The organism is Zobellia uliginosa (genome assembly GCF_018860745.1).
Classification (GTDB): Bacteria; Bacteroidota; Bacteroidia; order Flavobacteriales; family Flavobacteriaceae; genus Zobellia; species Zobellia uliginosa_B.
Map to the genome: position 1 here is coordinate 466,297 of NZ_JAHKPY010000012.1, position 25,718 is coordinate 492,014.

Annotated in this window: 27 protein-coding genes and 2 tRNA genes; 12 read left to right on the top strand and 17 right to left on the bottom strand. The window is 36.9% G+C overall.

The window, feature by feature from the left end; all coding sequences use genetic code 11:
* Positions 1–38 precede the first annotated feature (38 nt).
* Complete coding sequence (gene pta / locus KO521_RS13420) at positions 39–2,126, top strand: phosphate acetyltransferase (RefSeq protein ID WP_215940407.1); 2,088 nt, start codon at positions 39–41, stop codon at positions 2,124–2,126.
* A 6-nt stretch (positions 2,127–2,132) separates the two neighbouring features.
* The gene (locus KO521_RS13425) at positions 2,133–3,317 is read left to right on the top strand and encodes an acetate/propionate family kinase (protein WP_215940408.1); all 1,185 of its coding nucleotides are present in this window, start codon (positions 2,133–2,135) and stop codon (positions 3,315–3,317) included.
* Positions 3,318–3,428: 111 nt separating this feature from the next.
* Here the strand turns inward: KO521_RS13425 and KO521_RS13430 are convergent.
* A tRNA-Leu gene (locus tag KO521_RS13430) sits at positions 3,429–3,510 on the bottom strand.
* Between the two features lie 39 nt (positions 3,511–3,549).
* Between KO521_RS13430 and KO521_RS13435 the strand changes: the two genes are divergently transcribed.
* The 6 genes from KO521_RS13435 to KO521_RS13460 all read left to right on the top strand — a co-directional run bounded on the left by KO521_RS13435 (position 3,550) and on the right by KO521_RS13460 (position 7,679).
* The gene (locus tag KO521_RS13435; protein WP_252730080.1) at positions 3,550–3,912 is read left to right on the top strand and encodes a DUF2062 domain-containing protein; all 363 of its coding nucleotides are present in this window, start codon (positions 3,550–3,552) and stop codon (positions 3,910–3,912) included.
* Entirely contained in the window at positions 3,909–4,583 is a 675-nt protein-coding gene (locus KO521_RS13440) for a DUF6796 family protein (protein ID WP_215940409.1), read from the top strand. Before KO521_RS13435 ends, KO521_RS13440 begins: the two co-directional genes overlap by 4 nt.
* On the top strand, positions 4,576–6,237 hold the full coding sequence (locus KO521_RS13445; RefSeq protein ID WP_215940410.1) for a CRTAC1 family protein: 1,662 nt from the start codon (positions 4,576–4,578) through the stop codon (positions 6,235–6,237). The genes KO521_RS13440 and KO521_RS13445 overlap by 8 nt, the downstream gene beginning before the upstream one ends.
* The gene (locus KO521_RS13450; protein WP_215940411.1) at positions 6,234–6,509 is read left to right on the top strand and encodes a hypothetical protein; all 276 of its coding nucleotides are present in this window, start codon (positions 6,234–6,236) and stop codon (positions 6,507–6,509) included. The genes KO521_RS13445 and KO521_RS13450 overlap by 4 nt, the downstream gene beginning before the upstream one ends.
* Complete coding sequence (locus KO521_RS13455) at positions 6,499–6,858, top strand: hypothetical protein (protein WP_215940412.1); 360 nt, start codon at positions 6,499–6,501, stop codon at positions 6,856–6,858. Before KO521_RS13450 ends, KO521_RS13455 begins: the two co-directional genes overlap by 11 nt.
* A 167-nt stretch (positions 6,859–7,025) precedes the next feature.
* Positions 7,026–7,679 (top strand): ion channel, encoded by a 654-nt coding sequence (locus KO521_RS13460; RefSeq protein ID WP_194532669.1) that lies wholly within the window; start codon positions 7,026–7,028, stop codon positions 7,677–7,679.
* A gap of 324 nt (positions 7,680–8,003) precedes the next feature.
* Here the strand turns inward: KO521_RS13460 and KO521_RS13465 are convergent.
* Positions 8,004–8,085: transfer RNA gene (locus KO521_RS13465), tRNA-Leu, on the bottom strand.
* Between the two features lie 114 nt (positions 8,086–8,199).
* Here KO521_RS13465 and KO521_RS13470 point away from each other — a divergent pair.
* Positions 8,200–9,588 carry a dipeptidase gene (locus KO521_RS13470; protein WP_215940413.1) on the top strand — a complete coding sequence of 463 codons (1,389 nt, stop codon included), beginning with the start codon at positions 8,200–8,202 and terminating at the stop codon, positions 9,586–9,588.
* Positions 9,589–9,629: 41 nt separating this feature from the next.
* Here the strand turns inward: KO521_RS13470 and KO521_RS13475 are convergent, their stop codons facing one another.
* A complete protein-coding gene (locus KO521_RS13475) occupies positions 9,630–10,208 on the bottom strand; it encodes a PhnA domain-containing protein (protein ID WP_194532671.1) in 579 nt (192 codons plus the stop codon).
* A gap of 223 nt (positions 10,209–10,431) precedes the next feature.
* Between KO521_RS13475 and KO521_RS13480 the strand changes: the two genes are divergently transcribed.
* The 3 genes from KO521_RS13480 to KO521_RS13490 all read left to right on the top strand — a co-directional run bounded on the left by KO521_RS13480 (position 10,432) and on the right by KO521_RS13490 (position 13,831).
* Entirely contained in the window at positions 10,432–10,797 is a 366-nt protein-coding gene (locus tag KO521_RS13480) for a BlaI/MecI/CopY family transcriptional regulator (RefSeq protein WP_194532672.1), read from the top strand.
* Between the two features lie 2 nt (positions 10,798–10,799).
* Positions 10,800–12,593, top strand: a complete 1,794-nt coding sequence (locus tag KO521_RS13485) for a M56 family metallopeptidase (RefSeq protein ID WP_215940414.1) — start codon at positions 10,800–10,802, stop codon at positions 12,591–12,593.
* A gap of 137 nt (positions 12,594–12,730) precedes the next feature.
* A complete protein-coding gene (locus tag KO521_RS13490; protein WP_215940415.1) occupies positions 12,731–13,831 on the top strand; it encodes a DUF4407 domain-containing protein in 1,101 nt (366 codons plus the stop codon).
* A gap of 5 nt (positions 13,832–13,836) precedes the next feature.
* On the opposite strand, the gene KO521_RS13495 is transcribed toward KO521_RS13490, so the two are convergent.
* From KO521_RS13495 to KO521_RS13560, 14 genes are all read right to left on the bottom strand, one after another.
* Positions 13,837–14,184: an Hpt domain-containing protein gene (locus KO521_RS13495; protein ID WP_215940416.1), complete on the bottom strand. Its 348-nt coding sequence runs from the start codon at positions 14,182–14,184 to the stop codon at positions 13,837–13,839.
* 171 nt (positions 14,185–14,355) lie between these two features.
* Positions 14,356–16,179: a DUF5060 domain-containing protein gene (locus tag KO521_RS13500; RefSeq protein WP_215940417.1), complete on the bottom strand. Its 1,824-nt coding sequence runs from the start codon at positions 16,177–16,179 to the stop codon at positions 14,356–14,358.
* A 76-nt stretch (positions 16,180–16,255) separates the two neighbouring features.
* Entirely contained in the window at positions 16,256–17,257 is a 1,002-nt protein-coding gene (locus tag KO521_RS13505) for a metal-dependent hydrolase (protein ID WP_215940418.1), read from the bottom strand.
* A 26-nt stretch (positions 17,258–17,283) separates the two neighbouring features.
* Entirely contained in the window at positions 17,284–19,056 is a 1,773-nt protein-coding gene (locus KO521_RS13510; protein ID WP_215940419.1) for a MutS-related protein, read from the bottom strand.
* 41 nt (positions 19,057–19,097) lie between these two features.
* Complete coding sequence (locus KO521_RS13515) at positions 19,098–19,457, bottom strand: MmcQ/YjbR family DNA-binding protein (RefSeq protein WP_215940712.1); 360 nt, start codon at positions 19,455–19,457, stop codon at positions 19,098–19,100.
* A 97-nt stretch (positions 19,458–19,554) separates the two neighbouring features.
* The gene (locus KO521_RS13520) at positions 19,555–19,953 is read right to left on the bottom strand and encodes a Dabb family protein (protein WP_215940420.1); all 399 of its coding nucleotides are present in this window, start codon (positions 19,951–19,953) and stop codon (positions 19,555–19,557) included.
* Positions 19,954–19,981: 28 nt separating this feature from the next.
* Positions 19,982–20,605 carry a DUF4230 domain-containing protein gene (locus KO521_RS13525; RefSeq protein ID WP_215940421.1) on the bottom strand — a complete coding sequence of 208 codons (624 nt, stop codon included), beginning with the start codon at positions 20,603–20,605 and terminating at the stop codon, positions 19,982–19,984.
* Between the two features lie 2 nt (positions 20,606–20,607).
* A complete protein-coding gene (locus tag KO521_RS13530; protein WP_215940422.1) occupies positions 20,608–20,958 on the bottom strand; it encodes a DUF4260 domain-containing protein in 351 nt (116 codons plus the stop codon).
* Entirely contained in the window at positions 20,955–21,722 is a 768-nt protein-coding gene (locus KO521_RS13535; protein ID WP_215940423.1) for a cyclase family protein, read from the bottom strand. The genes KO521_RS13530 and KO521_RS13535 overlap by 4 nt, the downstream gene beginning before the upstream one ends.
* 90 nt (positions 21,723–21,812) lie before the next feature.
* The gene (hemW, locus tag KO521_RS13540) at positions 21,813–22,946 is read right to left on the bottom strand and encodes a radical SAM family heme chaperone HemW (RefSeq protein ID WP_215940424.1); all 1,134 of its coding nucleotides are present in this window, start codon (positions 22,944–22,946) and stop codon (positions 21,813–21,815) included.
* Between the two features lie 25 nt (positions 22,947–22,971).
* Entirely contained in the window at positions 22,972–23,337 is a 366-nt protein-coding gene (locus tag KO521_RS13545; RefSeq protein WP_215940425.1) for a four helix bundle protein, read from the bottom strand.
* A 77-nt stretch (positions 23,338–23,414) separates the two neighbouring features.
* On the bottom strand, positions 23,415–23,969 hold the full coding sequence (gene ruvC / locus KO521_RS13550; RefSeq protein ID WP_215940426.1) for a crossover junction endodeoxyribonuclease RuvC: 555 nt from the start codon (positions 23,967–23,969) through the stop codon (positions 23,415–23,417).
* Positions 23,970–23,979: 10 nt separating this feature from the next.
* On the bottom strand, positions 23,980–24,450 hold the full coding sequence (locus KO521_RS13555; RefSeq protein ID WP_215940427.1) for a hypothetical protein: 471 nt from the start codon (positions 24,448–24,450) through the stop codon (positions 23,980–23,982).
* A gap of 128 nt (positions 24,451–24,578) precedes the next feature.
* Complete coding sequence (locus KO521_RS13560) at positions 24,579–25,718, bottom strand: tetratricopeptide repeat protein (RefSeq protein ID WP_215940428.1); 1,140 nt, start codon at positions 25,716–25,718, stop codon at positions 24,579–24,581.

A 25,718-nucleotide genomic window follows, 5' to 3' on the forward strand; every position in this document is an offset into this window, starting at 1 on the left:
TAAATGATAAAAATCATATAATAGCAAATAATAAAATTATGACAAAAGCACTTTATGTTGCTGCTTTGGAATCTCACAGTGGCAAGTCATTAGTTGTACTCGGTTTGATGCAACTTTTACTTGGGAAAATGGCAAAAGTCGGATATTTCAGACCTGTAATAAATGATGTTCCTAAAGGCGAAATAGACAATCATATTAACACGGTGCTAACTCATTTCAATTTGGATATTCCTGTTGAAGATGCATATGCCCTTACCCAAAGTCAAATGGTTGAAATGTTCAATGATGGACGAACAGGAGACATTCTTGACTCCATTATATCCAAATATAAAGAACTTGAGCAACGGTTTGATTTTATACTTGTAGAAGGAAGTGATTTCTCTAGTGACGGAAGTGTAATTGAATTTGATTTGAACATAGATATTGCCAAGAACCTTGGGATACCCGTTATTCTAATAGATAATGCGAAAGGTAACAGTTTAGAGGAATTTTGCGGTAACCTTGGTTCTGCGGTCAATACCTATATCAAAAAGGATATTGAACTTATTGGTGTGGTAGCAAATAAGTTAAGACCAGAGAATATTGATATTGTTAACAAGAGGTTGAATCTTGAACTTAAGGATAAAACCGTTGTATTTGGGGTTCCTAGAGCTTCAAACTTATCTCACCCAACTATTCACGAAATTCTTAAAGCCCTTAATGGGAAGGTTCTTTTTGGGGCGGAAAGTTTAAATAACCAAACCGGAAGTTTTGGCGTGGGCGCCATGCAATTACACAATTACCTAAACCACTTGCATGAGAATAGCTTGGTTATTACCCCTGGAGACCGCTCAGACATTATATTAGGTGCGTTGCATGCCAACCTTTCTGACAACTATCCTACCATTTCAGGAATTATATTGACCGGGGGAATTATTCCAGAACCCTCTATCTTAAAACTATTGGAAGGTTTTGAAACCCACGTGCCCATAATTTCTGTACAGCAAGGCACATTTGATACCACCAACGCCGTAGGAAACATCAAATCAAGAATATACGCCGAAAGCAAACAGAAAATCGCAACATCGATCTCATTGTTCAATTCCTATGTTGATGGTGAATTATTATTGGAACGTTTAAAAACTTACGAAGCCAAAGGCACTACCCCAAGAATGTTTCAGTACAATCTCGTTCAGCGTGCCAAAACTTCTAAAAAGCATATTGTTCTTCCAGAAGGTGAAGATGATAGAATTATTGAAGCTGCTAGCGAGTTGAGTGCTTTGGGTATTGTTAAAATAACTCTTTTAGGGAATAAAGAAAAGATTGAAAAGAAGGCTATGCAGTTAGGCTTTGACCTTTCCCATTTGTCTATCCTTGACCCCGGAAGCGCACCTAATTTTGAAAGTTATGCCAACACCTTCTATGAATTAAGAAAGCATAAAGGTGTAAATATGGATATTGCAAGGGATTCTATGTTGGATGTTTCTTACTTTGGTACTATGATGGTGTACCAAGGAGATGCAGACGGTATGGTTTCAGGAGCTGTGCATACCACGCAACATACTATTCGCCCAGCATTACAGTTTGTTAAAACCAAGCCTGGCATAAAAGTAGTATCCTCTGTATTTTTTATGTGCCTGGAAAATAGAGTTTCCGTCTTTGGTGATTGTGCCATTAACCCTAATCCAACGGCAGAACAGTTGGCAGAGATTGCAATTTCGTCCGCAGCTTCTGCAGAGGCTTTTGGAATTAAAGCTAAAATTGCCATGTTATCTTATTCTTCCGGTAGTTCAGGAAAAGGAGATGATGTAGACAAGGTGAGATTGGCGACTGAAATCGTAAAAAAATCAAATCCTGAATTACAGATTGAAGGCCCCATACAATATGATGCGGCTGTAGACCCATTAATCGGTAAAAGTAAACTCCCTAATTCCGAGGTTGCAGGACAAGCGTCGGTTTTAATATTTCCAGATTTAAACACAGGAAACAACACCTATAAAGCAGTACAAAGAGAAACCGGAGCCGTGGCCATTGGCCCAATGTTACAGGGACTTAATAAACCCGTAAACGATTTAAGTAGAGGTTGTACGGTAGAAGATGTTTTTAATACAGTAATCGTAACTGCTATCCAAGCACAAGAAAAATAAACAACTATGCAGATTTTGATTGTCAATTCAGGGAGTTCCTCAATAAAATTTCAAGTGATTGAAATGCCTTCCGAAGAAATTATTTGTAAAGGTTTGGTGGAGCGTATCGGACTTGATAACGGTAAAGTACATTATACTGCCAAAGAAAAATCTCATGTAGAGTCATTGACCCTTGCAGACCACAAAGAAGGTTTACGAGCAATTACTAATTTATTGATGCATGACATCCATGGTATTCTAAAACACCCAGATGAAATTGATGTTGTTGCACATCGTGTAGTGCATGGTGGGAGTAAGTTTGATCAACCCACCAAAATTGATGAAAGCGTAGTAGCAGAGATAGAACGACTTAGTTCTATAGCTCCGCTCCATAATCCTGCCAACGCAACAGGTATCAGAGTAGCCATAGATATGTTTAAAAATGCAGGACAGGTTGCTATTTTTGATACGGCCTATCATCAAACCATGCCTGAAAAAGCATACCGCTATGCAATTCCTAAAGAGCTTGCAGACAAAAACCGTATTCGTGTATATGGTTTTCATGGTACTAGTCACAAATATGTTTCGGAACAGGCTATTGCCTATTTAGAAAAACCAGCGAACAAAATCATAAGTATTCACCTAGGTAATGGTTGTAGTGCTACTGCTATAAAAGATGGCAAGAGTATAGACCATTCTCTTGGTTTTAGCCCTACCAACGGGCTCATAATGGGTACACGTAGTGGAGATATTGATCATTCCGTGATTTTCCATCTTATGAATAGTTTAAAAATGACTTCTGAAGAAGTCAACTATTTATTACAAAAACAAAGCGGACTTTTGGGCCTAACCGGATATTCGGATTTGCGAGAAATCCAAAATGGCGCAGAAGAAGGAAACAAAGATTGCCAATTAGCTTTGGCTATGACCGCCTATCGCATTAAAAAATTCATTGGCACTTATATTGCCGTGCTTAACGGCGTAGATGCCATACTCTTTACTGGAGGTATAGGTGAAAACTCAAATGTACTTAGAGAAATGGCCTGTAAAGACATGGAAGCTTTAGGCCTTCACATTGATGATAAAAAAAACAACCAAAGAAGCGCCTCTATTTTTGAGATTCAGAAAGATGAATCACAAGTTAAAATTCTTGTTGTCCCCACTAATGAGGAATTAGAAATAGCTAGACAAACTTATGCGTTGGAGGTGTAGGTCATTGGTTCTGTAAGAAATGAGATTTTTGCCTGGATATTATAGACAAAGCTAAATAACATTTCATCCAAATAAAGAAGCCTTTCAGTAAATTGAAAGGCTTCTTTATTTTGTAGGCGCAGAGACTCGAACTCTCACACCTTGCGCAACTAAATCCTAAGTCTAGCGTATCTACCAATTCCACCACGCCTGCATCTCCAAATTAAATTGGGAGGCAATTTTTGTCGTTTCTCTGTTTCCTATTTTTGGTATTTCAACAATAGTTCTTACTGCACTTGCTGTCAGGTACAAATTAAATCTACCCATAATGATTGCATTGAGCTATGTTGTGGAGCCTATTAAGGCACTTCTTTTTATTCCTTTTATCAATATCGGCGAAACACTTTTTGGAACGGCACATACCCTATTAACTTTTGAGGCTATAAAAGCAAGTTATGACCTTAGTTTTTGGAATACGCTAAGTTCTCTTTCATATGAACTGCTCTGTGGTTTTGTAGGTTGGGGCTTAACTATTTTACCCGCTTCAATATTTTTTTACTTTTTATTGAAAGAAATGTTAAAATTTTTCGTCAAAGATTCTAAATCAACCAAATGAGTACAAACAAAACCATTCAATTTCTAGGATATCTAGGATTAATAGGATCAATTCTAGTAGGTATGGGAGAATATTTACTTCACTACTCTACTAATATTTTAGGTCATTCAGAGAATTATGAATTCTTTGCCTTTGTAGACCTAGAGCATATGACTTTGGGTCACTTTTTAGCGGTCATTGGTCTACCTTTTTATTTTGCTGGGTACATTCATATATATCTAATGTTAAGATCAGGTAATGAAATATTAGCCAGATTGGTACTCGCCATTGGCTTTATTGCCTTTGCCGTTGGAGGCATATGGATTGGATCTCGCTCTTCTATAGGTAACATTGTACATCTTAAAGATTCCATGAACCCAGAAGTTTATAAAGATCTGCTAGCGCATTATACAAATCATATGGAAGTATTAGTGCAAGCACTTAGGGTTATAGTTGCATTGCTATCTATTGTTTTCATTGTTGCAATACTTAAAGGCGGTACGTACTATAAAAAATGGATGGCAATTTTCAGTCCAATTGTTATCTTAATTGCTGTGGCACTTGTTGGTTTAGCAATCCCGTCTATTGGTCAACATACCTTACCAATTCTTATGAACATTACTCATTTTATACTTTTTAGCTTATCGCTATACCAACTACATATTCTTATAAAACCTTTACATAATGATTAAAAAGCTACTTAAAATAATAGGTACACTCCTATTGATGATGATGATCTTAGTCTTTTTCAGATTCTGGAGAGATTCTGTTTCTGATAAATACGATGTTAGTATTGAATCAGATAAAATACCTGAATTTTCAAATGTACCCCTAGACTTTGTTCATAAATACACTGGTGAAAAATCACTTCCATTAGCACCTTCAGCACTTATTGATATTGATAATGACAACATCGATGAAGTATTTTTTGGTGGAGGAATGAGCCAAGAAGATGCCATTTACGCATATCGAAATAATGAATTCGTACTAGTTTCAGAAGAAGTTGGTTTACCAAAAAAAGGCAACACCACAACTTCATTAGGAGTTGTTTCTGGAGATATGGACAATAATGGCTTTACTGACCTTATTATTGCTCGCGAAGATGGTCTTCATATTTACTATAATGATGGTAAAACGTTTACAGAAACAATCATTAATACACCTGTAAATAAAAAATCATCTCCTGCAGGAATTACTCTTGGTGATATTGATAAGGACGGAGATTTAGATATTTTCTTAGCTACCTACCTGCACAAAGAACTGATGGAGGGGCAAAACATTTTTGAACGCTATGATTATGGCTCTACAAGTGAGTTATTATTAAACAACGGTGATAATACTTTTAAGAGTATTACGAAAGCTGCTGGCTTAGACTACATACATAACACCTTTCAAGGGGTTTTAGTAGATATTGACAATGACTCTTGGTTAGATCTTGTTGTAGTTCATGATACTGGCGAAGCTAGAACATATAAAAATAACGGTGATTTGACTTTTACTATGAAATCGAATCCGTTAACTGGTAAATTCGCTTACCCAATGGGACTTGCAGTTGGTGATTATAATAATGACGGCTTGGTAGATTTTATGTTCTCTAATGTTGGTACGACTGCCCCAAATTTTATGGCAAGCGGTGACATTAAGGATAAATCCCTTTTTAATGATAAATGGATTCTGTTTAAGAATGAGGGCAATTTTAAATTTACCGATGCCGCAGAAGAGGCTAAAATTGCTGATTATGAGTTTTCATGGGGATGCACTTTTGCCGACATGAATAATGACGGGCTACAAGATTTGATAGTTGCAGAAAATTATGTCGATTTTCCTTTCAGTAAAATATTTAAACTACCTGGGCGATTATTGATTCAAAAAGAAGACCACACTTTTGTACCAACAGAAACAGAAAGTGGTGTTGAAAATCCTTTGTATGGTATAACCGCACTTGTAAGTGATTTTAATGCTGATGGACATTTAGACCTTATTTGGACCAATATAGACGGCCCTTCAAATGCTTTTATCAATAAAGGAAATGCTAACAATTTTGTACAATTAGATTTAGCAGATGCTGCAGAAGCTATGGGAGCTAAAGTTACCGTTGTTACACCAGATGAAACTTATACAGATTGGCTGGTAACCGGTGAAGGATTAGCGAGTGATCAAACTGCATTACTTCACTTTGGATTAGGCAAAACTCAGCATATCCATAAAATAACGGTAGCCTATTCAAATGGTAATAAAGACGAGATTATTTCGCCTAAAATTAATTCGGTTGTAGATGTTATCAAAGAACGTAATCTACAAATGGCAAATGATACTGTAGTAACAACCTTGAAAACAAAAAAATGATAGAATCTCTAAAAAGAATGTTCAATAAAAGACCAGACGAGTTCGATAAAGTTCCTGAAGGTGTTTGTCCTAATTGTTGGGGTGACCAAGAATATGGAAACGTAGTTCGTAAAAAATATAAGGATTTACAGATTGAAGTTAATAATCACAGTAGTAAACATGCCTTTATTCAAAATTTTGTGGTTACCCATTTAACAGGTATACAGCTAAAAAGTAAGGTTAGCGGTCTAGAGTGCCCCACTTGTCATATAACCCCTAAAAATGAAAGCTAGTACTACTTTATTCTGGGTTATAAATATACTATTCCTCATCGGTCTTTTTGGTGCGGGTAGTCTAGTTATTACAGAATTTATAACAGGTGATGGCTGCCCCAAATTTGGGGCTGTACCCGCTTGTTTAATCATCTTAATATGTTTTATACTTCCCTTTATTTCGCATTTGCTTAAAAAATGGAATCTCATTTATTTCTTATTTACCGGTATTGCAGCACTAATTGCTTTAGTGGCATCGGTAATGCAATTTATAGGTAATGCAGAATGCCCTAAAACTGATTCAGGAATACCTATGTGTTATATATCGTTACTGATTTTCACATCACTTATCATCCTTAAAAAAATATAACTTAATTCTTTAAACAAAAAATAATCTCACAAAGAGAACCAAAGTCCTTGAGGTGCTTGGGAAATGCTATTGAAACTTTGAAGTGATTTGCATGTTGAAACGAAAGAATTATTTAAACAAAGTGACCCTACTATTTTAGAAATAATTACGGATACAAGCCTAATCTAATGAGAGGAAGAATTATAGCGACTTTGACAGATTACAAATATGTAATTGCGCTGGTTAGCGTGTTCAATTTTTTATTAACACCTATTCACATTGCAGTAAGCGGATTTAATCCAGGTTACGTAATCGTAACAAATTTTACTTTGGTGATTTTAGGGAGTTCACTTATTGCTTCAACAAAATTGACAAAGGCATTTACCTATGTTCTGGGCTTGCTTACATTAACCGCAATTTGGATGGAGTTTGCCCATGAAGGGTCCAAACCTCTCACAATTTTTAGACTGGTCATTTCGTTTGCACTTTTTACCAACTTATGCATCTTATTACTTGGCCAACTTCGGAAAATTAAACAGGTTAACCTTCAATTTATTCTGATGCCCATTTTAGGGTTTCTTTTTTTAGGGCTTATTGGAGGAATTCTTTTTGAAGCAATTGATATTGCCGACCCAAATTCATTCAGACGCGTAGCTCACTTTTATAGCTATAGTTTTTACTATTTCAGCTTTATCAGCATTACCACAGTAGGTTATGGAGATATTACTCCGTTAACCGCTCCAGCTCAATCTCTTACTCTTGTTCTAAATATTATTGGTCAGTTTTATTTGGCCATAGTGATTGCTGTTTTTGTCGGAAAATATATTAATGTGAAATCGTAAATCCTATAACACCCCTTTTGTATAGTCTTTTCTATTGCGGCGTCTTTCAGCTTTATAAATTTTGAGTGGGTAACTTTCTGTGACTATTGAATTGATGGCTATAGGTTTAACCACCGTGGTAGTACTAAGGGTAAACCGAATTAAGCGGGAAAATTACACCCATAAAAAAAGCCTCTCAGTTTCCTGAAAGGCTTCTCGTTTTACATGCGGAGAGACTCCCCGAGGCTGCGCTCGGGACAGGCTTCTCACCTCTCCTTATTTCATATTTTATTCAAAACTTCATAAAACTAAAAAAGCTTCTCGATTAAGAGAAGCTTTTGATTGTACAGGCGGAGAGACTCGAACTCTCACACCTTGCGGCACTAGATCCTAAGTCTAGCGTGTCTACCAATTCCACCACGCCTGCATTTCCAATTCTAAATTGGGATGCAAATATAATGCAAATTTTCAATTCTCTAAATTTTCTATCATTTAAAAACGTTCTTTTTTGTATTTTTAAAATACACCCTAAATTTGCTACATGCAAAACGTACAAGATTACATTTCAAAAAACAAAGAAAGGTTCTTAGATGAACTCATACAATTATTGCGTATTCCTTCTGTAAGTGCTGATTCTGCCTTCTCTCAAGACGTAATCGATACCTCAGAAGCAGTAAGGACTGCGCTAGAAAATGCAGGTTGTGACACGGTCGAAATTTGTGAGACCGATGGCTACCCAATTGTCTACGGCGAAAAAATTATTGACCCTGCCCTACCCACGGTTCTGGTATATGGTCATTATGACGTTCAACCGGCAGATCCAATCAATCTTTGGAACTCGCCTCCGTTCGAGCCTGTTATCAAAAAAACCGATACACATCCTGAAGGTGCCATTTTTGCCCGTGGTGCTTGTGACGATAAAGGTCAGATGTATATGCACGTAAAAGCGTTGGAATTTATGGTGAAAACCAATCAATTGCCCTGCAACGTAAAATTCATGATTGAAGGCGAAGAAGAAGTTGGTAGTAACAACCTAGCCGTTTTCGTGGCCAATAACCACAAAAAACTAGCTAATGATATCATCTTAATTTCCGATACTGGTATGATTGCGAACGATGTTCCATCAATAACTACCGGTTTAAGAGGCCTTAGCTATGTAGAGGTAGAGGTTACTGGCCCAAATAGGGATTTACACTCTGGACTTTATGGTGGTGCCGTAGCGAACCCTATAAACGCTTTAACCAAAATGATCGCTTCGCTTCATGATGAAAACAATCATATTACCATTCCTGGGTTTTATGACAAAGTAGAAGACCTCTCCCAAGAAGAACGGGCAGAGATGGCAAAGGCGCCCTTTAGTCTAGATGCATATCAAAAAGCGCTTAACATTACATCGGTAGACGGTGAAAAAGGTTATAGTACAAATGAACGTAACAGCATACGTCCTACCCTAGATGTAAACGGAATTTGGGGCGGATACACAGGAGAAGGCGCAAAAACGGTAATAGCCAGCAAAGCCTATGCAAAAATATCTATGCGTTTGGTTCCTAACCAAGATTGGCAAGATATCACACAGTTATTCAAAACTCATTTTGAAAGCATAGCGCCTAAAGGGGTTACCGTAAAAGTGACGCCCCATCATGGTGGACAAGGGTATGTTACACCTATTGACACCATTGGTTACAAAGCAGCGTCTAAAGCATACGAAATTACATTTGGTAAAAAACCCATTCCACAACGTAGTGGTGGCAGTATTCCTATTGTAGCGTTATTCGAAAAAGAATTGAATAGTAAAACTATTCTAATGGGCTTTGGCTTAGATAGCGATGCTATTCACTCACCAAATGAACATTTTGGAGTTTGGAACTACTTAAAAGGTATTGAGACCATACCTTATTTCTATCATCACTTTACAGAAATGAGCAAGTAAAATAAAAAGGGGAATCAACTAAAACTGATTCCCCTTTTTATTTATATTTTTTTAACGTACTTGGTAATTATAACCGTCATAGTTGGTCCTACTTTACCTTCTATATATTCTGCATTCTCGCGGTCTAAAGAAATTCTTCGTACAGCCGTACCTTGCTTGGCAACTTGACTAGAACCTTTAATTTTCAGGTCTTTTACTAAAACAACACTATCTCCATTTTCTAGAATTACGCCGTTTACATCTCTGTGAATAATTTTATCAGCCTCTGCTAAACCTTCTCCTGTTGCTTTTGCCCAGTCCAAAACTTCTGGCTCTAAATACATCATTTCTAAAAGATCCTTAGGCCAACCTTCAGACTTTAATCTAGATAACATTCTCCAAGCTACAACTTTCACAGAGTCATACTCGCTCCACATGCTATCATTAAGACATCGCCAATGATTGGCATCCATTTGTTCTGAATCCTCAATTTGAGTACGACAAGTTTCACATGCTAAAATACTTGAATCTACTCCACTTATAGATACCGGCTCTACTTCAAAAACTTCTAAATTATTCGTTCCCGTACATAATTCGCAAGTGGAGCCACTACGTGCTTCCAAATCAGCTAATACACTCATTATTCATTATTTTTATAATACAAATTTACATCTTTTAAGTGGGTCAATTGGACCTTTCCCCAAAGAATTGGGGGCGGGCTATACATTACAAGTACGCTTTGCTAAAAAGCAAATGCGGGCTTTTCATTACTATCCCTAAGGCAAAAAAACAAAAATTACTCTACATTTGTAGAATCAAAATATATATTCTATGTTTGTAGAACATACTCTAAACTTGTAGAAAATGCAGTTATCCAAATCGGAAGAAGAATTAATGAATATTCTATGGAAGCAAAAAAAGGCGTTCATGAAAGATTTACTCGATGCTTACCCAGAGCCAAAACCCGCTACGACCACTGTTGCCACATTATTAAAAAGAATGGCCGACAAGAAGTTTATTGACTATAAAAGCTTTGGTAGAAGTAGAGAATACTATCCGCTGGTAAAAAAGAAAGATTACTTCTCTAAACACGTTAACGGACTCATTAAAAACTTTTTCAATGATAGTGCCAGTCAGTTCGCATCATTTTTCACTCAAGAAACCAATTTAAGTAAAGCTGAATTGGAAGATTTAAAAAAATTAATAGATAGTGAAATCTTAAAGAAATAGTCATGATCTTATTCCTTATAAAATCTGCTGCCTGTATGGCCATATTTCTAACCTTCTACAAATTATTGTTAGAAAAGGAAAGTATGCACACTTTCAAAAGGTTTTATCTTTTAGGTGCATTGTTCATTTCTTTCATAATACCGAGTATTGTTTTTACCGAAGTTGTTGCCGCAACACCCATAAATGTATCTATAGAAACACAAAATATAGAATTCATAGAGGATGCTCAGATTACACAACCCATTGCAACCGATTCAAAATTCAATTGGGAATTAGCATTATGGTCAGTTTATGGTATAGGAGTCCTAGGTTTCGGATTTCGATTTTTTCGTCACCTCTTTCAAATTGGATTACGAATTCGTAAAAACCCAAAACTAAAAACAAATTTCAGTGTAAAAGTACTTCTAAAAGAGCAGTTACCTCCACACACTTTTTTCAGTTATATATTCTTGAACAGGCAAAAGTATGAGGCTAAAATAATTCCTAATGAGGTACTACTTCATGAGGAAACCCATGCGAAACAAAAACACAGTATAGATGTGTTATTAATCGAATTTCTACAGGTTATATTCTGGTTCAACCCCCTTACCTATCTCTTCAAAAAGTCAATTAAACTTAATCATGAATTTCTGGCAGATAGTGCTGTAATTATAAATAGTAAAGACCCTATTCAATATCAAAACACGTTATTATCGTACTTATCAAACGATAGTTTTAATCATTATCAGTCGGCTGGCATTGCGAATGCCATTAATTATTCATCAATCAAAAAACGTTTTAAAATCATGAAAAAACAAACATCAAAAAAAGGGATTGTATTAAGATGTACATTACTTCTACCCTTACTCGCAATTTTACTGTTTGGTTTTAGCGAAACCAAAACTATCATCCAAAATGAAAATGCTGCAAGTAAAATAATTATGACGGATTCGGAGAAAAATCCAGAAATTGAAAAATATAATGCCCTTGCCAAAAAATACAATGCGATACCTATTGAAAAAAGGGTCATCCCATTAAAGGATTTGTACATATTGGAAACTATCTACCGTAATATGAGCAAAGCTCAAAAAGAAGAGGCTCATCCTTTTCCTGAATGCTTGCCAAAGAAGAACCAAGATGGCGCAACGAAAAAGCAAATTACATCTTATAATTATTTGGCGAAAAAATATAATACCATGATGGACAATGGCGCAAACGTTCACATCGTAAAATCTGATGTAGACCAGTTAAATCGTATCTACGGATTAATGTCTGCTAAACAAAAAGAGAATGGAGAGCCGTTCCCAGATTTTCCAGAGCCACCAGCAATACCCGAAGCTCCTAACGTATCAAAAGATGAAAAAAGCAATATTCCTCATCCACAAACACCAAATACGAAAATAGAATCATCATTAAATTTTCCTGCACCTCCTCGCTCACCCCATGCGCCAAAAACACTAAACACAACTAATTATGCCAATAAACAATTAAAAGAAATCATTGAAAATCAAGACCCATATGATCATTTAAACCTCGATGCAAAGGCTATAAACGGAATTCCTTCAAACACCCACACCTTTTATTCTAAACCTAGCAGTCCGGTCGCACCACCATCACCTCCTACTCCGGCATCCCCATTAGATTATGCCATTGATATGGCAAAAAAAGGAGCAACATTCTTCTATGAAGGCAAAAAGGTTTCGTCTAATAAAGCCATTGACCTACTAAAGAAAAACAAAGAGTTAAATATAGAATCTAGAGAGAAAAATGGCAAAGCAGAAGTACGAATTACCAAAGAACCTGTAACAATAAGATAACCACAACGTCAAACATATGTTAAAGCCCTCTTTTCGAGGGCTTTTTCATTACCAAAAGTGAAATAGTTACGTTCACCCAGTATACATCATCATCAACATGCCAGCCGTATGGATGGTCAAAAAACAAATCATTAATCATGATACAAAACTTCTTTATTCTCTGCTCGGGGGCGGACAGCTCCATTTTAAAAACCTGTTCACAAGGGGAACAGAACAAATACGCCGGTATTGGCGCAACCGTATTCTTTACGGCTCTCATGGCATTTATTGCCAGTAGCTACGCCCTTTATACTGTTTTTGACAATATATACACGGCTACTTTCTTTGGTTTCATTTGGGGGCTTTTGATTTTTAACCTAGACCGTTTTATTGTCTCCACCATTAAAAAGAGAAACAATTTTGGTCAAGAATTTTTACAAGCTACTCCACGTATCATTCTCGCAGTCATAATAGCCGTGGTTATTTCCAAACCCTTGGAAATGAAAATTTTTGAAAAGGAAATTAACCAAGTACTGTTAGAACAAAAAAACGAAATGACCTTGGCCAATAAAGAACAGCTGGCCTTACAGTACACGCCTAAAATTAAAAATCTCAATGCGGATATTACCTCCTTAAAAAGTGAAATCACTACTAAAGAAATGGAGACAAATGCACTCTACAGCACCTATATTACCGAAGCCGAAGGCACTTCTGGCACCTTTAAATTAGGTAAAGGCCCAGTTTATGAAGAGAAACGACAAAAACATGATGCCGCCCTTGCCGAACTCAATACGCTAAAAGAAACCAATGCCCAGAAAATCTCTGGAATCGAAAGTCAGATTACGGCTTTGAATACGGAATATGCGGATGTGGTTAAAAACTCTCAACCTGTAATAGATGGTTTTGATGGACTCATGGCGCGCATAAACGCACTTAACGAACTGCCTTGGTGGCCATCATTTTTTATTTTTCTATTGTTCTTGGCTATAGAAACCACACCCATTATTGCAAAACTTTTATCCCCAAAAGGAACGTATGACTTTAAATTAGAGGAAGAAGAAAGTATGATCCATACTTGGGTACGGCAAAAAATACAGCAACGCGAACAAATTCTATTAGCAGATACGGCTTTGAATGAAAAGATATATAATGAAATAAGGAGAGAAGAAGAGGTTTACGCTTATAAAAAGAAAAAAGCAGAGGAACTTTTAAAAATACAGGCAGATGCTTTTGGGGATTTACAGATGAAGCAATTATAATTTACCTAATCAATTAAATCCAAAAAGACATTTATTTTTTTTAAGACCTTTTTGAAATCCTCATCAAAAGCTGCGTCTCCTGCGTGCAACCTTTCTTTATGTTCTTCCGCAAAAGCAAAGGTTTTTTCCATTCCTAAAATACTTATTTTGTATTTTAGTTTGTGGACTATCTCTGCAGCTGCCCTTGGCTCATTCAGCTTAATATGATACAGATATTTTCCTAAATCCCAAGCAAATTCAGATTTCAAAAGTATTACAAACTTTTGTTCAAATTCAGAATCGCGAGCACCTACTAGGTTTTCCACGTAGTTTAAACTCGGTCTTTCAGCTTTATAACCCTCAAAATCATTCATAGAAATTCCACCTCAATTAAAGCGCTCTAACTTGTATTTATAACAAGATATATTAAAGGTAAGAATTCTACTACTGAGATTTTTTTCTTTGTTGTGAAACGTCCAAAAAAAAATGTCATCACCTCAAAAAAAGATGTTTGCTTCCGAGCATCAATTCAAACACTCATATTTCTATCGTTTTAACAGTATAACCCAATCTTGCTTTTTAAGCTCTGGAGGAGCACCTAAATCTACCTTGCCTCCACCTTGTAATTTAACTACGGAACCTTTTTGCAGGCTACCCCCGGCCAGTGGGTCATACCAACTTACGAAAAAGTCGCCCTCAGCTTCACTTAGATCAATTGTATACATACCTTCTTTTGGTACGTAGATAGCATAGACTTCACCCTTTTTCCGGTAACAGTATGCTTCATTAGAACTTACTAAATCATGTTGAGCTTGCATATCCCAATACGGTAAATTTTCCTGAAAAAAATCTAAGGCGTGTTCGGTAATTTCCCATAAGCGATCTCTACTTCGCCAGTCTTCCGCATTAAGATCATGATAGGTGTTATTAGCACCAAAATACCATTCAACGCCGGCAGCACCGGAGAGCAACGTTCCCCAAAGTACGTATTGCCTTAAGCTATCATGGTTGCCATCTAAAGAATCTGATCGTGCCCCGGTGTGCCACATGCCAATCTCATCCATAGTAATCATCCATTCATGTCCGGTATCCCGACTTTTCGTTTTCCAAGTTTTCACCACTCCCGCTGCTCCTTCTCTTTTATCTACTTGAAGAGAAATTCCATCCAAATCTTTGTAACCAACTATGGAGTCTAAAATATTAGCTCGTGCCGGTTCATGACTATGTGTATGCAAGAGCACAGGGTGGTTATAAGGGTCTATATTATTCAGAAAAGTGATCATAGCTCTACGCTGCTCATCATTCTGGGAAACAGGTGTGAATTCTGCATAACCATTCTCTTCTCCTAAATTAAAATTCATGGCCAAATGATGTCCAAAACGTGCCATAAGCTCACGGAGATATAATTGACGCATAGGACCTGTATCACCCTTATCCAACATAGTTTCGTTCTCCGTTTCCTGCAATACCATATGCATCAATATGCCTTTTGCCTGCATATGATCAAACACAATTTCCCATTGCTCTAATTTGCTTACATCAAAACGGGTAAAATCACCCGGTGCGGTATAGGGCCAAACATCCTTTCCATCTCCAAGGATATTCAAGGTTAGAAAATAGACCACATTCATACCCTTTGAGGCCAAATAATTTAATGCTCCGATTAGAGCTTTTCCCTTATCGTCTTTCCATGCTGGGTCTCCTTCTTGCCAATCCTTTAAATGCGGTGCATAGCTATGCAACTTTTCATTGGTCTTTGCCTCACCTTCGCTTTCTGAACTTTGCATGCGATAAGTGCCGTCAAAATCTTCATAGCCCAAAAGATTTTCAGGACTATCGGCACCACCTTTTATCCAATACTCACCAGAATCTTTAAATTGGAAATATCCTTTATTATTCACCAAACGCCCTTTGGCCCTGAAATCAGGACTTTTCTTATCTGATGCCACTACATTAAACTTGCCCAAAGCATTGGTCAAACTTATCTCTTTACCCTGTGACTTATCGTTAGAAAGTGCGATGGAATCTCCATGCTGCAAAATGGCAGAATAGCTCCACTCCCCCATTTCACTTGGAGAAAAGCGTACTTGCCAAATCTTACCTTCATCAGCACTACTTTCTGCAGCGTTGCCGTCTGCGGCATAAAAACCACGAACTTCATACGTTTTATCCCCATTAGTAAACTCAACATTTAAACGATAATTCAAAAACGGATTATCTTCTGCCTTTTCCGAAGTTTCAGGACCTTCAAAGGATAAAGTGATGGTATGCCATCTTTGGTATTCGGCCAACTTCGCCTCATTCTTTTGTTCCGTACATGAAAGAAAGAAAAAAACGAATGAAATAAGGAATAACGGGTGGTTTTTCAAGTTGTGCTGGTTTTATAGATTAAAAACTAAAAATAGACAAATTGAAAATAGTTCCGTGCCCTAAATCACACTTTAACTAATTGCCCCATATCCTGAGCCATAATGCATTTAGCAGACGCTTGGCATCAGCTCTATATTTTGGCATTTCTTGAACTACAAGTCCATTTTCCGTAGGTATAAGTTCATAACTAAAAGCAAATTGAGTTTCTTTTGGGTCCATACTTATCAGTCCAAACCTAAGGTCATTAAAATATAATTTGCCTTTTGTTTGAGTTATGGTATACCAACCTTCTGTTATAGCTATAAGCCGTTGCACTTTATCCTCTTTTTTTAAATTTCCTAAAAGGTCGTGATTCTTCGGGTAGGATATAAACTCAATTTCTTTGGTATCGTAAAAAGAATAATTCCCTATTAAATAGGCATTTTCAGTATCTACATTTGCCGTCCATAAGACAGAATTGAAAGGAGTAGGCCTAGTGTCTATATTTTCATAAGATATTCCATGTTTTTCAATACTAGCCGTAAATTCTTGAAAAGAGAACCATTTTAAAATCAGGGTGCTTACCAAGTATGCAGTACTTACAGTAAGACCTAATCTGTTGTATCTTTTTCGTTTTGGCGATGTTTTTTTCTGGCGCATGGCCATTATAAGGAATATCAGGAAAGGAACCGTGTAGAGCGGGTCTATGACAAAAATATTCTGTAACGCCAATCGGGTTTTTAGAGGCCAAAATAATTGGGTTCCCCAGGTAGTGAAGGAATCAAGGACCGGATGGGTAAAAAGGCCCCAGAACATTAACCAAGACCAATCTTTAAAGGTTGCCTCGCTCTTTGTTTCAATTTTTGAAATTATCCAGCCAAATATGGGAGCAAAAAGTATGGAAAAGAAAATAGAGTGACTAAACCCACGGTGCATTTCTGTGGCAGTAACGGTATCAAAAAGGAAACGCGAGATAACGTCCAAATCAGGAATAGTACCGGCTATGGCGCCATAAAGCATAGCTTTATTACCTACTTTCTTTCCTAAGACGGCTTCGCCTACTGCGGCACCTAGCACGATTTGGGTTAAAGAATCCATTGTTGGTTACTGGTTAAGAAAAAAAATTATTCTACAATCTCCATTTTCTTTAGTAGAAAAGAAGCATTCATGTTTTGGCAAATTCCGTCTTTGAACTTGTAATCAAAATGAAGTTCGTTATCTATGATTTCCGCATCAAAATAATGGTTTTTTACTTGTGGCAATGTATCAGCAACTTCACAAAGACTTAAATCGTGTGTAGCGATAATTCCGGTGGATTTAGAAGCTACCAAACGTTCTACGAACTTACGGCTGCCTTCTGCCTTATCCGTGCTATTGGTTCCTTTTAGAATTTCATCCAAAACAATAAAATAGCGATCCTCGTGAATTTCATCAACAATGAATTTTAATCGCTTTAATTCCGAAAAGAAGTATGATTCATCATCAGTTAACGAATCTGTTGTTCTCATACTTGTTATTAACTTAATAGGGGAATATTCCACCTTCTTCGCACAAAGTGGCAGCCCCATGTTGGCCATTACGATTTGTAATGAAACGGTTCTTAGGAATGTACTCTTACCCGCCATATTTGCGCCCGTTACAATAAAGAACTGTTCGCGGTCTATTTCAAAATCATTTAGAACGCTCTTCTCTGGGTTTAACAATGGGTGCCCTGCTCCTATAGATTTAAGAACCACGGCATTTTCATTGATATTGGGAAAAGTATAATTAGGGTGATTAAATGCAAAATTGCCTAGGCTATTGTACGCATCAAAATATGCGATGGCGTCAAACCATTTTTCTACAAAAGCGCCATGCTTTGCAATCCATTTTTCAATCTCATAGCAATGCGTTAAGGTACGCAGAAGAAAGCCGTTCCCCAGAAAGAGGTAGATAATATTGTTGTTCTTATCTAGGCTGTTCAACTGTTTTGAAAACCGTGCAATGATCAATGATGTTTTTTCTTGATCACGCAGTACGTTCCCGCGGAGTTCCTTTAAGTAGCCTGATTTAAATTCGGTATCCTCAATCAATGTAAGTAGCTTGTTGTACTGCTGAAAGGTACTCTGCACTTTTGAAGCGTCACCACCAAGTTTGGCAATCTTTTTTGTGTAAACTCCTGTAATACCCATACCTACTACCAACCAAAGAATCAAAACGGATTCAGGAACAAAATCAGTAAAATATAAAGCAAATAACAACACCGAGATTCCTGAAAAAATATACGGTAAATAGCGCATTATCTTTGGTATGAACGGCACGTATTTATCTAACCAATTTACAATAGCATCGGTCTTACCTTCTGCTTGGGTCAATGAAGCTATTGCAGAGAAATTCTGCCGCCATTCGGGCATTTTCGCCAATTCTTGTATGGCTTCTTGTTTCTCTTTGATACCATCTATAGTATTCGCCTTGAACAAACCTGCAAAAGTCTCCGCACCTTGTTTTAATGCAGTACGATTGGCATACTGAAAAAAGGAGCCCCTACCAAAAAGGTCTATATCTTGACTAAAATAGTGCAAGGGGTCCTTAAACTCGTTTCCTTCTGGTAAATCATGAAAGTCACGATCTAACACTTTTAATTCCGTCTTGTTGATATCCAATAAAGCCAGTAACCTATCTCTTTTGTACTGTAACCCTGAGTGACGCGTAACTAAAAACAAAAAAAGAACAATAGTTACCAATACCACCCCTAAAACCAACTTGGTATTACCAAAAGTTAGATAAATAGCAAAGCCGGCTACTATGAATATGGCTAAGCGCAACATGCTTGAAGCAAATAGAAGCTTCTTTATTTGTGAAAGCTCTTTGGTGTATTTTTCAATTTCACCGTTGTAAAAAGATTGTAATTCCTGCATAGTATCCAACAAGGATTTTAGATAAATATCACCAAAAAAACTTACGAAAGTGCATTGTACTTCGCTTTTAATTTTTTGGTAAATTTAGAAATGACCAGATTGTACGAATGGTCTATAAGCTCAATTATTAGTTTGGGAGGAATATTTTCTATTAGGAGGGTGTTCCAATGCACCTTGCTCATATGATAGCCTGGTATAATTAAACCGTCGTATTCATCCCGAAGCAAAATTGCCCTATCAGGATCACACTTAAGGTTTACTTGAGATGGAAGACGTTCCAACGCGCAAAGTGCGAACATTTTACCCATGACTTTAAACACTAAAGTTTTCTCATCAAAAGGAAATTCTTCGGTCACGCCTTTTTTAGCTGTGCAATACTCACGAAACAGTTCAACGTTCATCATATACAATCCTAGATTTGCTCGGTGCTATTAGATATCAAAACCCTCAAATGGTTACACTTTGTACCTAACATATTCAGAAAACCCAATTATGAACCTACTGTATACCCTTTGAATCATAAACGATTACTTTCTCCCACAAAGCACTGGATTCTTCAATAAACACTTTGTGCGGAGCTTCGTCTTGGTAGTTTTTTTGTGCCTCGGCAGATTCAAAAGTTACAATCAATGAATAGGTAAAAGAACCATCTACAACATCACGACTAGCTTTTGGGGGCGCTCCTATAAAACTTGTTTTAGCATATTTAGAGTTATCCAAAAATTTCTGTAAAGACTTCTCAAACGTAGCTCTTGCTTCTTTGCTTTCCGGGTCTTTAAACCAGAAATATACGGTATGGGCAAAATTGGGATCAAATTCTCTCATGTCATTCTTTGTTTGGCCATTAGCGGTAACGGCAAGGGTTAAAAATAATATTGAAATAGTAAGTGTTCTCATAAATATGGTATTTAAAACGTTATTTAAATTAATCTTCGAGCATTTCTTTCTGCTTTTGGGTAATTTCCAAAGCGGTATAGTCTAATTTCCATCCAATGGTCTCTACTATTTTTTCAATTAGAAGAACAGCTTGTATGGCTTCTTTTTTAGCTGTTTCCATCAATCCACTTTGTGGGATTTTTTCACGAATATGTTGTTTGGCCTCTTTATTCAATAAGGTTAAGTCTTCCGAAGAAAAGAAGTTAAACATACCACTCTGAATATCATAAAACTGAATATCAGGCTCAATGGAAAGAATTTCAGGTTCTGGGAAGTGGGTCAGAATGATTCGTTTATTAGCATCATCGGCCTTAATTTTTATCTTTTTAAGATCGTAGCCAATATGAGCCTTGGCATTTATGACCAGTAACGCCTTTTTCTTACTGCTCACCAAACTCATGAACCGTTCTTTTATATTCTCATAACGGTAAATTTCTGCAAAATCACCCTCAACAGAAACCAATTTACAAACACTCTGTATTTTATCTACAAGAACGGTAGATTGATGCTTTGTTACCTCTTTACTTTTCTTCTGCCTTATAAAAGAGTACACCCAATACATGAGAATAGCCCCCAGTACCAGACCTAAAAAAGTATCGAAAATATTATCCATTGTTATTTTCCTATTTCCCCCAAATGGGTAAATTTAAATCCTTTATCGTACTTGAGGCCATAACCGAAAATACGGTCCATTGCAGCATGCGAAAATAACATAATCCCTGCTAACTGCAATATTGGTTCCGAAAGATACACCCCAATTATATAGATGGCAAGAGCAATGCCCTTATGATGAAAAATATTATAGCATAAAGCACCCGCTTTGTTTCCCAGAAGATACCCTACCATGCCTATATCCGGAGTTAACAATAACACCAAAAACCACCACCAGGCAAAAGGCAAAAGACTGTAAAGATATATTCCCAAGAGAAACATAGCCAATTCTTCAACCTTTAATAAGCTGCTCATTTCCGAACGGGTTTATTCTGAATGACTCTGTAAAGTACAGGTCTACTAGGGCTAGCGTCATTATCAAAAGGCGCCACTTGCAGATTTAATATATAGGTACCATCTTCAATCGTATTGGCCACGTAGATAAATTCCGTAATTGTAGCTTGTTTTCTAATTTTACCTCCAAAATTCCAAAATACCTTGTGTGATACTAAGGCACCATTGTCTTTTTCCTTATCTATGGAAGGAAGATCTACCAACAAATGCTCTACTCCTTTCTCCACTAAAAACTCCGTAGCCTCTTGCGTTAGATATGGAGGATTGGTATGTGCATACTGGCGTGATTTTTTCTGCCTCATATTGGGAAGGGTTCGTATGACCACGGCCTCCCTTTTTTTATTACCCAAAGCGTACTTTAGCTGCTTTTTTGAAACAACTAAATCATTATCAAACATTTCCGGGGCTACGGTAATTACTTCCGCGAGAAAGAAATACTGCTTTAGATTTTTATTGATGGAGTGAAATTCTTCGCTTATATGGCCCACACATTCGGTATGCGTTCCGTGCGCATGTGGGTTAAAAGAAATATCATTGAAATTAATGGAAGCCCCTTCGGACACCTTACCCACAAAACCTTTTTCCTCGTGAGGTTGAATTGTTGGTGGATCTACATACCATGCGTTTACATTATCCACACCATTTTTTATAACGATGGATATATCCAAAGGCTTTGTAAGGTCTATAGGGTAATTTTTTGTTCTATGTTTAATAGTGGCAATCATAAATTTATTCTGTTTTAGACCTTTTGTTGGGGATTTAAACTACAATGGTCTTTTCTGGCGTGAAATTACTACACACGTTCATTTCTGAATCTACTCCAAATTTACCATAAAAAGGTCGGATGCGAGTCCGTCAGCTAAAAAACGACCTTTTTGAGTCGTTAACAAGGTATCACCATCAATATAGAGAAAATGATCCTGAAGGTGTTTTTCGGCCTGCATTAAGGCATAATCATAAAAAAAATTACCAAAATCAGATTTAATTTTCGAAAGCGACACGCCCCAAATGGTACGCAGCCCCGTCATGACATATTCGTTGTAGGTATCCGTAACGGATAAGACTTCCGTTTCCATGGGAAGTTCCCCTTGTTCTATCGCTTTCAAATATTTGGGATTGTTATTAATATTCCAACCGCGGCGAACACCATCATAGGAATGTGCAGACGGACCAATACCTATATATTTTTTCTGTTGCCAGTAGGCGGTATTGTTTCGTGAGAAATAACCAGGTTTCCCAAAATTAGATATCTCATAACTTTCAAAACCAGCGGCTTCCAAGGTTTCTGATAAAATATGGAAATGCGCCTGAGCTACCTCATCATCAACATTTTTTATCAATCCTTTTTTTATGAAACTGGCAAGTGCCGTTTGCGGCTCTACGGTAAGAGCGTAACTAGAAATATGAGGAATACCAAAAGAAAGGGCTTTCTGGATGTTTTCACTCCACCGTTCACTGGTCATATCTGGTACACCGTAAATCAAATCGATAGAAATATTATCGAAATAAGTGGTGGCTTCTCGAATACAATTTTCTGCTTCAAACGCATTATGTGCCCGGTTCATCAACTTTAAATCTGATTCAAAAAAAGATTGAATACCAATGCTCAACCGATTGATTGGACTCTCAGAAAGTGCTCTTATTTTTTCCGTGGATAAATCATCCGGATTGGCTTCCAAGGTAATTTCAGGATTATCAGTAACCTTATAATTCTTATAAACCTCATCAATAATCGACTGAATTTCTATGGTTTCCAGTACACTAGGCGTTCCACCGCCGAAGTAAATGGTCTCTACCATTTCTTCCTTAAACTCATCTTTTCGCATCACTAATTCTTTCCGCAAAGCTGCAACCATCGCTTCTTTCTTTCCCATAGATGTCGAAAAATGAAAGTCGCAATAATGACAAGCTTGCTTGCAAAAAGGAATGTGGATGTAGATGCCGCTCATTTTTTAGTGTTCAGTGTTCAGTGTTCTATTTTGCTCCAAATTTGGCCGGTTTTCGCATCATGTATTGAATTAGTTTTCCGACCTCATCGCTTTGTGCTGCGCACTCACTAAAAGTTTTCTCATCAATATATTTACAAGCCAGATCAAATTCTAACCACGTTTGTGTTTCTGAATTTTCTGCATCACTATCTGTCAACTTACTAATAAAATGTCTGGGATATAGTCGCTTACGATATGCTTCTGCTACATTAGCACTTACACTCCGTGAAGATCTTCTAATTTGATCAGTTAGAGCATAAGTTTCAGTTTTAGGAAATGCTTTCGATATCTCAAAAATTCGCATTGCTAAAGCAAACGACTTTTTATAAGCCAATAAATCTTGAAATCTCATATTAATCTATTCTACAAATAATTTCAATTACCAAAACTGAATACTGCCAACTGAACACTAATTACATAACCAACAGCCTACTTCTTCACCCTTTTCGCATTCTGTTTTACAAAAGCGTCCCAACCTGAGTAGCTTTTACCTACCTCTACTCTGCCTTCGTTATAAAAATGACACACTGCAGCAGCAAGACCATCTGTACTATCTAGGTTTTTAGGTAAGGTTTTTAGTCCCAATACACTTTGTAGCATCTTCGCCACTTGTTCTTTACTGGCATTACCGTTACCGGTTATGGCCATTTTTATTTTTTTGGGTAAGTATTCCGTAATGGGAATTTCTCGTGAGAGTCCGGCCGCCATGGCTACCCCTTGTGCACGACCCAGTTTTAGCATAGACTGTACGTTCTTCCCAAAAAACGGTGCTTCTATGGCAATTTCATCTGGGTTGTACGTGTCAATAAGTTCTATGGTACGTTCAAAAATGAGTTTTAACTTTACGTAGTGGTCATTATATTTTTTGAGCATCAATTCATTCATCTGAATGAACTCCATTTTCTTGCCTACCACTTTTATTAGACCGAAGCCCATTATGGTAGTTCCGGGGTCAATACCGAGTATGATTTTTTCTGTAGCCAAATGTTGTATTTTATTGGAGTACTATGGGAATTCTAAATTTTGCCCTTACCGGAATACCTCGTTTTAAAGCAGGTTCAATCTTAGGCAAACCGTTTAGGCTATTTTTAATGTGCTTGTCAAAATTGGGAAGCTGGGTTTCCGTTACACTTCCCTTATCGATATTTAAAAGAGAAATAGCTCCTGAAGCCTCCATTAAAAAGTCGACAAAAATAGTATCCTTTATTGCTCCCTGAACCACAAAATCCGATTCTTCCAATGTTTTTGAAAAGTGCTTCATAAGGGAAGTCATAAAGCATTGTTTTTGCTCCTGTTTGGAAGCTGTTTCGTCACAATCGGTAAAAAGTGGATATTGGTCCACATCTTCCCAATCGATACTCAATATCTCTTTATTGACCAATTCTTGAGTTTTCTTTTCCCTTGAAGCCGACGTATTACATGCGGTCAGCAAGAACAGAAAACATAAGATTGTGAGGTTTCGCATTGCCCTAAATTCTAGGCGGAAATTACGATTTTTTGTGGAGGTTTGTGCTATGAATCACTATTCACGAAAGGAAAATACCCCAAAAAAGCAGTTTTCAATAAGAAAATGTAATTTAAAAACGGGAGTGGTTATTTTACATCATAATGGATTTCCTCTTTTAATTCAGAAATACGCTTTTTTACCATTTTGGACATATAGTCATTTTTATCACCAAAGCTCTCGTCAAATTTTTCATAATACGTTAATTTAATTTTGGGGTCTTTGTAATACTGATCAGCTACTGTACACACATTATGATAGACCAGAGCGTCATTCGGATCTTCTTGATGTGCCAATTTGTAGTATTTCAAAGCCTTTTTCATATCTCCTTTGTTTCTTGCGATTCCCGCCAAGGATATATACTCATGCAGCAAAAATGGTTTTTGTACTGCAATAGACTCTTGAATATAGTATTGCGCACTATCTATCTGTTTATCTTTCCAAAATACATGCCCTAAATTAAAATAAGCCTCCGAATTTTCATCATTTAATTCCAAAACCTTTTTATAGTTGATTTTTGCCTTTTCAAACTCCCAATCCTTGAAATAGCAATAAGCCAGTTTCTCATAGATATACTCTTTGTGTTCGCCCAGTTCAATTAACTTCTCAAAGTAGAAAATAGCTTTAACATACTCATCATTATTATAATAGGTCAGCGCCTTTAAATTTATTAGTGCCACATCATTTTCATAAAATCGGAGCCCACGGTCAATGAACGTTAAAGCAGAATCTTTCTCTCGTTGCCCTACATAATACTTACTCAATTGAAACAAACTTCTTAAATGGGTACTATCTGTTGCTGTGGCATTTTTATAAGAGACTATACTTTTCTCAACATTCTTTTGTTCACGAAAGGTCTCTCCTAAATAATAATGATACTCTGGGTTGTCATTTGCAACTTTGGTCAACTCTAAAAAAAGACTTTTTGCATTTTTAAAATCCTTGGTCTTCAGAAAGAGTTTCCCCAATTCAAATTTTGCTATTTGTAACGTCGTTTCTTTAGAAAGCACATTTTGGTATTGCGCTATGGCTTTTTCATAATTGCCAATAGCGTTATAGGCCCTTGCAATCTGTAAAGTAGAAGTAATGGAACCATCTTCCGCATAATGGTTAATAGCCTTAATGTAGTTACCTGTAGCGTAGAGACTATCCGCCACTTTGGAATTTGCTATTTGACCATCCGCCTTAGTATAGCATACAAATAAAAAAATAAACAATAGGGCTCTCAA